The organism is Histophilus somni (genome assembly GCF_014202395.1).
In the GTDB taxonomy this organism is placed as follows: domain Bacteria; phylum Pseudomonadota; class Gammaproteobacteria; order Enterobacterales; family Pasteurellaceae; genus Histophilus; species Histophilus somni.
In genome coordinates this window covers 26,507-37,389 of record NZ_JACHGQ010000016.1, presented here as the reverse complement: position 1 = coordinate 37,389, position 10,883 = coordinate 26,507, and the positions used below count along the sequence as shown (strand labels likewise).

The following is a 10,883-nucleotide window of genomic DNA, read 5'->3' as shown; positions in this document are numbered from 1 at the left end:
GCTCAATAAATACTGACTATTTTATCCATCTTTTCTCTATGAATTTCTCTAGTTTAAGCACTTATCTTACTCTTTTAATCTCTTATTAATACAGTTTCACAAGTGCCCACACAGTTTGTCTGATAGTTTGTTAAAGAACAAAAAATAACGACACACTGCTTAACATCTCACAACAGCGTGTCGTTGTGTGCCGTGCATTATAGGCATTTTATATTTCAATGCAAGTAATTTTTTAAAAAAAATTTTAATTGCTGAAATTTTATACTTTTACCTTGTCTAAAATTCTCATAAAATGAAAGTCACTCTATTGATAATTACAGTAAATGTCCTGCTATGAACATGAAATTAAGCGTTTCTTTAGCTCAAAATATTGTGCAACGAACAAACCGTGTTCTACATAAGCCTATCAATGTGATGAATGAAACCGGCATTATTATTGCCTCAAGTAATCCTCACCGTTTGCAACAAAGACATATTGGTGCCATATACTCTATTCGTCACAACCAAACTATAGAAATAACTCAGGAGTTAGCTGAAAAATGGTTATTTGAAGTGCAACCGGGTATTAATCTTCCCATTAGTTATTTGGGAGAAATTTTAGGTGTTGTAGGTATTTCCGGAGATCCCGACACTGTTCGATCCTATGGTGAAATGGTTAAAATGACTGCTGAATTGATGATTGAACAACACTTTTTGTTAGAAAAAGAACGTTGGGATAAACGTTATAAAGAAGAGTTTGTTCTAGGTTTATTAAAAGGTAAACTCAACGAGGCAGAAATTGAGAAACAAAGTGCTTTTTTCGGACTAACGCTACATACTAAAAGTGCGGTCATTATTATCCAAATTTTGCACCCCACAGCAGAGAAACTTCAAAAGCTTGCTGGATATTTAGAACAATCGATTAACCACTTCGCAATCTTATCGCATGATAAAATCGCACTTATACAACCGACTGAAGAACTTCAAGCCTTACTTGGTACAAAAGGATTACAGAAATTATTTCCTCCTTATCTATTACCTTCGGGATTAAAAGGGCTGAAAGTGGCTATCGGTTCCGAAGTTGAAAATAATCGCAACATTTCACTTTCATTTCAGACCGCACTTAGTACCCTTCGTTATGGGGAAACTTATTTTCCTAAGAAATCCATCTATTTCTTTAATCAATATAAATTGCCTGCGTTATTAGATAACTTACGTAGTACTTGGCAAAGTAAGGAGTTATTAAAACCTATTGATACCTTATATCAACAAGACGAAAATCATCTGTTACAAAAAACATTGCAACAGTATTTTTTTTCAAATTGTGATCTTGCTCTCACTTCACAACAATTATTTATTCATATCAATACATTAAGGTATCGTCTAAGCAAGATTGAGAAAATAACCGGCTTGTCTTTCAATAAGATAGATGAAAAATTTACACTCTACCTAAGCACATTACTAAACCAATAAATTGTATAAATATACAAAAAATAATCCTATTTATCAGGTATTTTTGTATTTATGTATGAAGATTTTTTAACCTCATACATTCAATAATACACAACATGATTTTTTATTAATATATGAGGAAACGATCATGATAACTGTAACTGCTCTCGGGGCAATTATTGCCCTTTTTACTGCAATTGTACTCATTTTGAAAAAAGTCCCACCTGCTTATGGCATGATTATTGGTGCACTTGTGGGAGGTTTAATCGGAGGTGCGGATCTAAGCCAAACAGTTACGCTGATGATAGGCGGAGCACAAGGTATCACTACCGCTGTTATGAGGATTTTAGCCGCTGGTGTGCTGGCAGGTGTATTAATTGAATCCGGTGCGGCAAGTACTATTGCCGATACTATCGTAAAAAAACTGGGTGAATCCAGATCATTGTTGGCACTCATTCTTGCCACAATGTTATTAACGGCTGTAGGTGTATTTATTGACGTTGCAGTCATCACAGTTGCCCCCATTGCACTGGCATTGGCAAAACGTAGCAATTTATCCAAAATGGCTATTTTGTTAGCCATGATTGGGGGTGGTAAAGCAGGTAATATTATGTCTCCTAACCCAAATGCTATCGCTGCATCAGATGCCTTCAACATCCCTCTAACTTCAGTGATGACAGCGGGTATCATTCCTGCCGTTTTTGGTCTAATTATCACCTATTTCCTAGCCAAAAGCCTAATGAATAAAGGCTCAAAAGTAAGTGAAAAAGAAATCGTTGGGATCACCGGCGAATTACCAAAATTCTTGCCAGCAATTATTGCACCGCTCTTTACTATTATTTTACTTGCCCTTCGCCCATTATTCGGCATAAAAATTGATCCTTTAATCGCACTGCCTCTTGGCGGTATTGTAGGCACAATTTGCATGAATAAAACACGTTACTTAAATCAATATGCAGTGATAGGATTAGGTAAAATGGCACCTGTTGCTGTGATGTTGTTAGGTACCGGAACATTAGCCGGTGTAATCGCTAATTCCGAATTAAAAGAACTCTTAATTGAAGGGTTAACTGCGTCCGGACTACCTTCTTATCTATTAGCACCGATTTCCGGGGGATTAATGTCATTAGCCACAGCTTCCACTACAGCAGGAACCGCTGTAGCGTCTCAAGTGTTCGGAGCAACTTTAATTGAACTGAGCGTCAGCGGTATCGCAGCGGCTGCAATGATTCATGCCGGTGCAACCGTCTTCGATCATATGCCTCATGGTTCTTTCTTTCATGCAACCGGCGGTAGTGTTAATATGGATATTAAAGAGCGGTTAAAACTAATCCCATACGAAACTGCAGTAGGTTTGATCATGACAATTATCTCTACTCTGATTTTTGGTGTATGGCAATTATTTTAATCAATCACTATCAAGGAGAACTAAAATGAAAATTGTCATTGCACCGGATTCTTTTAAAGAAAGTTTAACCGCACTTGAAGTGGCTCAAGCTATTGAAAATGGTTTCAAAAAAATCTACCCCAATGCAGATTATGTAAAAGTTCCCATGGCAGATGGAGGAGAAGGCACAGTCCAATCTCTTGCCGATGCACTACAAGGCAAACTGATTTCTGTAGAGGTTACCGCACCTCTAGGTAATAAAACGCAAGCTGAATTTGCCATATCGGGTGATGGAAAAATCGCAATTATTGAAATGGCGGCGGCTTCCGGTTTACATTTGGTGCCGATAGAAAAACGCAATCCTTACTACACCACAAGCTATGGTACAGGAGAACTAATTAACGCCGCCTTGAATCTAGGGGTGAGCCAAATTATTTTGGGTATCGGTGGCAGTGCAACCAATGACGGTGGTGTCGGTATGCTACAAGCCTTGGGTATCAAATTCAAAGACGCTCAAGGAAAAGAAATCGGCTTTGGCGGTCTAGCTCTGCAACAAATCGCTCATATCGACACTGCACATTTAGATCAACGTTTGACACAAGTTCAATTTAATGTAGCTTGCGACGTAAATAATCCTTTATATGGTGAAAAAGGTGCTTCTGCTACTTTCGGTCCACAAAAAGGAGCAACACCGGAAATGGTGCAACAATTGGACCAAGCTCTACTGCATTTTAGCCGTATTGTAGAACGAGATTGCGGAAAACGGATTGCTGAGCGTCCCGGATCGGGTGCTGCAGGCGGTATGGGTGGTGGATTGCTATTATTGCCTCAAGTACAACTCAAATCCGGTGTGCAGATTGTCATTGATACAGTAAATTTAGCAGAAATTATCAAGGATGCCGATTTGGTCATTACCGGAGAAGGTAGAATGGATTCACAAACTATTCACGGCAAAACGCCTATTGGAGTAGCAAAAACTGCCAAACTGGCAAATAAACCTGTTATAGCCATTACAGGCTGCTTACGGGAAGATTATGAAGTAGTCTATGAGCATGGCATTGATGCAGTATTCCCCATTATTCGTCAATTAGACAGTTTGCCTGAAATTTTGGCTCAAGGCAGACAAAATCTAGAATCTACCGCTCAAAATATCGCCAGAATGCACTTGCTAGTACAACGTTCTCATTAAAAACTCTCTCACCCAAAGCCCTTATTATTAAGGGTTTTTAAGATAATTTTTGGTTGCATTCTAAAATACGATTGACAGGCTTAAGGAAAATTGATGTTATAACAATGTCAGATTTAACAACCAATATTATGGCAAAAATGGGAAAAATAAACCGATAACGCTTAAAAATTTAGAGAGAATATTCAAGGCATTTGACTGCACGCCGAACGATGGATTTTCTTTTGATGATGAATATGTTGAAAAGGGAGAATAGACAATGGTTAAAATGCAATCTATAGAACCAAACATAGTTGACCTTGTAAATGGGTGGCTTAAAAGTTATGGGCTGGATTATAAATTAGAACAAGAAAGTCTAAATGCACAAATAGATAAGGCACTTGATGAATATAAATCAAAAAGTGGCGGAACGGGTGGAAATAGACCGGATGCAAAACTTTTATTGCAAGATGAGGCACTTAACTATTATCCAATACTGATAGAATATAAAGGATATAAAGATAAATTAGTAAAGTTAGACATTGACGGTAGAGTTGACAATAGAACAAGTAAAAACGAGCCTAATTACAAAAATATTAATAGCTATGCTGTAAATGGAGCGGTTCATTATGCCAATGCCATACTTCACTACACAAGCTACACAAATGTAATAGCAATCGGCGTTACGGGATATAAAAAAGAAAACGGGGAAATAGAACACTCTATTGGCGTTTACTATGTATCAAAAGATAATTTTGGGATAGGGCAAGAAGTAGGAAAATACACAGACCTTTCATTTTTAAGAAAAGAAAACTTTACAGATTTTATTAAAAAAGTAAACGAACTTTCTTTATCTGCTGAGGAGCTTGAAGTACTTAAAGAAAAACGTGAAAAAGAAATAAATGCAAGTTTAGTAAAGCTAAACAATGATATTTACGCAAATGAAAAAGGGCTTAGTGAAAACGACAGAGTCTATCTTGTGTCAGCTTCTATTATGGCAACACTAGGAATACCGGGGGAGGTAAGTCCACTAGAAAAGTCTGACCTAAAATCATCAATAGAAGAGGGAAACACAGACGGCGAAATTATCGTTAGAAAAATAGAAGCGTTTTTAAAAAAGAAAAACCTACCAAAAACAAAACAAGACCTTATCGTAAGAACACTAAAAAATACATTATTATCAGAAAATATTAATAAGCCAATAAACGGAGAAAGCCAATTAAAAAGAATATTTTCAAAAATCGTAGACGATTTAGGTATTTACTACAAAATAGGCTTAACTACAGACTTTACAGGTAAGCTTTTTAATGAAATGTACTCTTGGCTCGGCTTTACGCAAGACAAATTAAACGATGTTGTTTTAACCCCATCTTATGTAGCAACTTTTTTAGTAAAACTTGCAAGAGTTGATAAAGACAGCTATGTGTGGGATTTTGCAACGGGAAGTGCGGGGCTACTTGTTGCTGCAATGAACGAGATGATTATAGATGCAAAAGCAAAAATCACATCACCACTTGAGCTAGAGCAAAAACAACTAAAGATAAAAGCAGAACAGCTTTTAGGCTTAGAAGTTCTATCCAACATCTATATGCTTGCCATTTTAAATATGATACTTATGGGAGATGGATCTTCAAACATTTTAAACAAAGACTCACTACATGATTTTGACGGTAAATATGGATTTGGTAAAACAGATGAGAAATTTCCAGCTACTGCTTTTGTGTTAAATCCGCCTTATTCAGCAGAGGGCAATGGAATGATTTTCGTAGAAAAAGCCCTGTCTATGATGAACAAGGGCTATGCAGCAATCATCATTCAAAACTCTGCAGGAAGTGGCAAAGCAACAGAAATAAACAAAAAAATTCTAAAAAACAATACCCTACTTGCAAGTATTAAAATGCCCATCGATTTATTTGTTGGAAAATCAAGTGTTCAAACAAATATTTATGTATTTAGAGTAGGCGAATCTCATCAAAAAGATGAAGTCGTTAAGTTTATCGATTTTTCAAATGATGGCTACACAAGAACGAACAGAAAAAAAGCAAGTGTAAATCTTAGAGATACAGACAGAGCAAAAGAAAGATATCAGGAAGTGGTAGACCTTGTGCGTTTTGGAAAACAAAAATTAAACATCTTTACAGAAAAAGAATATTACGAAGGTCATATTGACCCTTTAAATGGTTCAGACTGGAATCAATCAGCACCGATAGATACAAGACCAACACTTGAAGATTTTAAGAAAACTGTAGCCGATTACCTTGCTTGGGAAGTATCCACTCTTCTTAAAAATACAGATAAGGAGAATGAACGCCTAAAAAAATAAATGCCTCACTGAATGAAAAACTCCAAAATGTTCAGTGGGGCGAGTATAGAATTGGAGATTTGTTTGATGTAGATAAATTGTGGGTTTATGGGAAAAATAAAAATTGGAAAAATAGATTTGAAAATAAAAAAAACAATAGTTTACCTGTAATAAGTGGAATTACAGTTAATAATGGGATTAATTACTATACAGATGATTTATATGATGAAGAAGATAAATTTTTAGATAGTTTAACAATTTCTACAAGAGGTGAATATAGTGGAACTGTAACATATCATAAAGGAGAATTTCTATTAGCTAATAATATTTTGGTAATGAAAATGCCAAATCTAACATATAGTCAAAAAATATTTATGGGATCTTTAATTAATAAATTGCCTTATGGAGGATATAATGGCTATCCAAGAAAAGAAACATTAAAGAATAATATAATTAAACTCCCAACAAAAGACAACAAAATAGATTTTGAATTTATGGAGAGCTTTATAAGCGAACTCGAAGAGGAGCGAATAAGCGAACTCTCCGCTTACCTAACGGTAAGCAGACTAGACAATTATGAATTGTCTAGTGAGGAAAAAGAAGCGTTAGAGAGTTATAACGATATTATGTTTGATGAATATAAGTTTAAGGATATTTTTAATAACATCAAGCAAGGTAGGCGATTGAAAAAGGATGACCAAATTATTGGTACTATTCCTTTTGTTATGTCAGGTATAACTAACACGGGAGTTGTTGGATATATTTCTAATCCAGTTGCTTTATTCTCTAAAAATTCTATTACTATAGATATTTTTGGGAATAGTTTTTATAGAAATTATGATTTTGGTGCTGGAGATGATACAGGGGTTTACTGGAATGATGAAGTTCAATATTCTAAAGAAACAATGCTTTACTTTACAACGGCTATGGAAAAATCATTGTCCGGTAAATACTCGTATGGGAAAAAACTTAGAAGCTCTCAGAGTTATAATTTTAAAATCCAACTGCCAACAAAAAATAACGAAATAGACTTTTCCTATATGGAACTTCTTATTTCTGCTGTCCAAAAACTTGTTATAAAAGATGTTGTTATGTGGAAAGATAAGAAAATAGAGGCAACAAAACAGGTTGTAGGTAGAAACTAAAAAATATGATTGTAGGCATTAGAGATAGCAGAAATGTTATCTCTTTCTGTATATACAGAATGAGCAATTATGCAAACAGAACGCAAAAAACTGAATTTCATCATTCAATCTTATTTTAAGACATAGCCTAATTTTTTAATAAAAAGTGCGGTTAAAATTTTAATTTTTTTATTAATTCGGGTAAATCAGCAATAGTATCTAACACATAATCAGCCAAAGACAATCCGTCATCGGTGATTTCTTTACCGCTTCTGACCAAAATATTCTTTTTTATCCCCGCACTTTTCCCCGCCAAAAGGTCTTCTTTCTTATCTCCCACCATAAAAGATCTTGCAGGATCAATGTTTAATTCTTTTATTGCTTGCAGTAGCATGCCATTTTTAGGCTTACGACAATCACAATCTTGTTTATACTCCCCGATTCCTTCTAAGTGATGAGGACAATAGTAAATACCATCTAAATCAACGCCTCTGTCTGCAAGAGACCAATCCATCCATTCAGTGAGCTGTAAAAATTGTTCCTCAGAAAAATACCCCCTTGCAATGCCGGACTGATTTGTGACTAAAACCAATAAAAATCCCATAGATTTAAGTTGTTTCAATGCTTCTATGCTTCCTGCTATAAACTGGAATTTGTCAATTTCATGCACATAACCGTGATCGATATTTAACGTGCCGTCTCGATCTAAAAAAATCGCTTTATTCATATACATAATACCTCTATGAAAAACAAAGTTTCTTTATTATATCGCCAATAACTGATAAATCCTTATAAAAATCTATTCAATAAATATTGACATAGCAATCTAGACGTCTAAAATACAAGCTAATTTTAATTTAACTATATAGAAAAGGGCTTATATGATTAAGCTAAAAAATATCAGTAAAGTGTTCAATGTTTCAGGCAAAAATCTGACCGCACTTGATAATGTCAGTCTTGAAGTACCTCAAGGACAAATATGTGGAGTAATTGGTGCCTCCGGAGCAGGAAAGAGTACTCTTATTCGCTGCATTAATTTATTGGAGCGTCCAACTTCAGGCTCTGTCATTGTAGATAATACAGATTTAACTCAACTTTCAGATAACGAGTTAATTCATGCTCGTCGTCATATTGGTATGATCTTTCAGCACTTTAATTTATTAAGCTCACGCACAGTCTTTGATAACGTTGCACTGCCGCTAGAACTAGAGAAAACGGATAAAACCCAAATTAAACAAAAAGTTGACGCTCTTTTAAATTTAGTAGGACTATACGATAAAAAAGATGTCTATCCGGCAAATTTATCCGGCGGACAAAAACAGCGTGTTGCTATTGCTCGTGCACTTGCAAACAGTCCTAAGGTATTGCTGTGCGATGAAGCAACCAGTGCATTAGATCCGGCTACAACACAATCTATTTTAAAATTATTAAAAGAAATTAACCGCACTTTAGGTATCACTATTTTACTGATTACACACGAAATGGATGTGGTGAAACGTATTTGCGATCAAGTTGCGGTAATTAATAAAGGGCAATTAATTGAACAAGGTTCTGTCGGAGATATTTTCTCTAATCCGAAAACCCTTCTTGCTCAAGAGTTTATTCATTCAACTTTCCATATTAATCTACCGGAAGAATATATGGAAAAATTATCGGCAACGCCAAAACATGCAAAATCTTACCCAATTATCAAATTTGAATTTACCGGTCGCTCCGTTGATGCCCCGTTATTATCTCAAGCATCTAAACAATTTGGCGTCGATCTCAGTATTTTAAGTTCACAAATAGATTACGCCGGTGAGGTAAAATTCGGCTTTGTTATTGCCGAAGTTGAAGGTGAGGAAGAAGCCATCACGCAAACTAAAATTTATTTAATGGAAAATAACGTCCGTGTGGAGGTATTAGGCTATGTTGGATAATCTGCTAATTACGTTCAATCAACAATTAACGCCGGAAATGTGGAGCAAAATTGCTCTTTCTACTTGGGAAACCGTTTATATGACGATTGTGTCAACGTTTATCGCAGTCCTCATCGGTTTACCTATTGGTTGCATAACCTTTTTAACGGGCAAAAAACAAATTCTGGAAAATAGCAATGCTAATAAAATTTTCAATGTCATTATTAATATAGGTCGATCTATCCCCTATATTATTTTGTTATTGATCTTAATTCCTGTAACAAGCTATATCGTTGGCTCCTCATTAGGAACTAATGCCGCTATTGTTTCTTTAAGTGTCGCTGCAATTCCATTTTTTGCTCGCTTAACCAGCAATGCCTTATTTGAAATTCCAACCGGACTGACAGAAACAGCAAAAGCATTGGGTGCTACCAATTGGCAAATTATTACAAAATTCTATTTACCTGAGGCTCTACCCTCTCTTATCAATGGAATTACATTAACTTTTGTAACCCTAATTGGCTATACTGCAATGGCTGGAACCCAAGGCGGAGGTGGTTTAGGAAGTTTAGCTATTAACTACGGAGTACATCGTGGCATGGGATTCATCACTTGGATTTCAACCATTATCATCGTGTTATTTGTTATTATTAGCCAAAAACTAGGGGATGATTTAGCTAAAAAAGTTGATCATCGCTAATTTATTTTAAACACAACTATTTAAGAGGAAATCTTATGAAATTAAACAAACTTTTCGCAACTATTGCCATTGCTTCAACTGTTGCCTTGACAGCTTGTAACGATGATAAAAAAACAGAAACAGTAGCAAATCAAAACAAACCGGCAAAAATTAAAGTCGGCGTAATGGCAGGTCCTGAACATCAAGTGGCAGAAAAGGCAGCTCAAATTGCTAAAGAAAAATATAACTTAGCAGTGGAATTTGTCGTATTTAATGATTATGCGTTACCTAACGCTGCGGTATCAAAAGGTGATTTAGACATTAATGCGATGCAACATAAACCTTATTTAGATAAAGATACACAATCTAAAAATATCACTAATTTAGAAATTGTAGGTAACACCTTTGTTTATCCGCTTGCCGGCTATTCTAAAAAAATTAAGAATATCAGCGAATTAAAAGATGGTGATATAGTTGCTGTACCTAACGATCCAAGCAATTTGGCTCGTGCGTTGATTTTATTAGAAAAACAAGGATTAATTAAATTAAAAGATAATACAAATTTATTCTCTACTGCATTGGATATTATCGAAAATCCGAAAAATTTAGAGATTAAAGAAGTAGATACTTCTGTTGCCGCTCGTGCGTTAGATGATGTAGCTTTAGCTGTTGTCAATAATACTTACGCAGGTCAAGTCGGTTTAAACAGTGCAGAACATGGTATCTTTACTGAAGATAAAGATTCTCCATACGTTAATATTATTGTTGCTCGTAAAGATAATAAAGACAGCGTAGAAGTACAAAACTTTGTAAAAGCCTATCAAACAGAGGAAGTTTATCAAGAAGCTTATAAGCACTTTAAAGACGGTGTCGCAAAAGGCTGGTAATAGCTGTTTA

General features: G+C 35.4%; 9 protein-coding genes. 8 read left to right on the top strand and 1 reads right to left on the bottom strand.

Annotation, left to right across the window (positions count from 1 at the left end; translation table 11 throughout):
• The first annotated feature begins 333 nt into the window (after nucleotides 1-333).
• From HNR69_RS09140 to HNR69_RS09115, 5 genes are all read left to right on the top strand, one after another.
• Nucleotides 334-1,452, top strand: coding sequence for a CdaR family transcriptional regulator (locus HNR69_RS09140; RefSeq protein WP_075294102.1), 1,119 nt, complete (start codon nucleotides 334-336; stop codon nucleotides 1,450-1,452).
• A gap of 127 nt (nucleotides 1,453-1,579) precedes the next feature.
• Nucleotides 1,580-2,839: a GntP family permease gene (locus tag HNR69_RS09135; protein WP_075294101.1), complete on the top strand. Its 1,260-nt coding sequence runs from the start codon at nucleotides 1,580-1,582 to the stop codon at nucleotides 2,837-2,839.
• A gap of 25 nt (nucleotides 2,840-2,864) precedes the next feature.
• Entirely contained in the window at nucleotides 2,865-4,007 is a 1,143-nt protein-coding gene (locus HNR69_RS09130) for a glycerate kinase (protein ID WP_075294100.1), read from the top strand.
• 256 nt (nucleotides 4,008-4,263) lie between these two features.
• A complete protein-coding gene (locus HNR69_RS09120) occupies nucleotides 4,264-6,306 on the top strand; it encodes an HsdM family class I SAM-dependent methyltransferase (RefSeq protein WP_075294099.1) in 2,043 nt (680 codons plus the stop codon).
• Nucleotides 6,303-7,430, top strand: a complete 1,128-nt coding sequence (locus HNR69_RS09115) for a restriction endonuclease subunit S (RefSeq protein ID WP_305953803.1) — start codon at nucleotides 6,303-6,305, stop codon at nucleotides 7,428-7,430. The genes HNR69_RS09120 and HNR69_RS09115 overlap by 4 nt, the downstream gene beginning before the upstream one ends.
• A 151-nt stretch (nucleotides 7,431-7,581) precedes the next feature.
• Here the strand turns inward: HNR69_RS09115 and gmhB are convergent, their stop codons facing one another.
• Nucleotides 7,582-8,136 (bottom strand): D-glycero-beta-D-manno-heptose 1,7-bisphosphate 7-phosphatase, encoded by a 555-nt coding sequence (gene gmhB, locus HNR69_RS09110; protein WP_012341404.1) that lies wholly within the window; start codon nucleotides 8,134-8,136, stop codon nucleotides 7,582-7,584.
• Nucleotides 8,137-8,290: 154 nt separating this feature from the next.
• Between gmhB and metN the strand changes: the two genes are divergently transcribed.
• From metN to HNR69_RS09095, 3 genes are read left to right on the top strand one after another with little or no spacing between them, the layout of a single operon-like run.
• A complete protein-coding gene (gene metN / locus HNR69_RS09105) occupies nucleotides 8,291-9,328 on the top strand; it encodes a methionine ABC transporter ATP-binding protein MetN (RefSeq protein WP_075294097.1) in 1,038 nt (345 codons plus the stop codon).
• Complete coding sequence (locus HNR69_RS09100; RefSeq protein WP_075294096.1) at nucleotides 9,318-10,007, top strand: methionine ABC transporter permease; 690 nt, start codon at nucleotides 9,318-9,320, stop codon at nucleotides 10,005-10,007. Before metN ends, HNR69_RS09100 begins: the two co-directional genes overlap by 11 nt.
• 35 nt (nucleotides 10,008-10,042) lie before the next feature.
• Complete coding sequence (locus HNR69_RS09095; RefSeq protein ID WP_075294095.1) at nucleotides 10,043-10,873, top strand: MetQ/NlpA family lipoprotein; 831 nt, start codon at nucleotides 10,043-10,045, stop codon at nucleotides 10,871-10,873.
• Nucleotides 10,874-10,883: the final 10 nt, after the last annotated feature.

Excerpts from the sequence above, each read along its gene's own strand:
- gmhB (WP_012341404.1), bottom strand. The coding sequence starts at position 8,136 with ATGAATAAAGCGATTTTTTTAGATCGAGACGGCACGTTAAATATCGAT.
- HNR69_RS09130 (WP_075294100.1), top strand. The coding sequence starts at position 2,865 with ATGAAAATTGTCATTGCACCGGATTCTTTTAAAGAAAGTTTAACCGCA.
- HNR69_RS09095 (WP_075294095.1), top strand. The coding sequence starts at position 10,043 with ATGAAATTAAACAAACTTTTCGCAACTATTGCCATTGCTTCAACTGTT.
- HNR69_RS09140 (WP_075294102.1), top strand. The coding sequence starts at position 334 with ATGAACATGAAATTAAGCGTTTCTTTAGCTCAAAATATTGTGCAACGA.
- HNR69_RS09100 (WP_075294096.1), top strand. The coding sequence starts at position 9,318 with ATGTTGGATAATCTGCTAATTACGTTCAATCAACAATTAACGCCGGAA.
- metN (WP_075294097.1), top strand. The coding sequence starts at position 8,291 with ATGATTAAGCTAAAAAATATCAGTAAAGTGTTCAATGTTTCAGGCAAA.
- HNR69_RS09120 (WP_075294099.1), top strand. The coding sequence starts at position 4,264 with ATGGTTAAAATGCAATCTATAGAACCAAACATAGTTGACCTTGTAAAT.
- HNR69_RS09135 (WP_075294101.1), top strand. The coding sequence starts at position 1,580 with ATGATAACTGTAACTGCTCTCGGGGCAATTATTGCCCTTTTTACTGCA.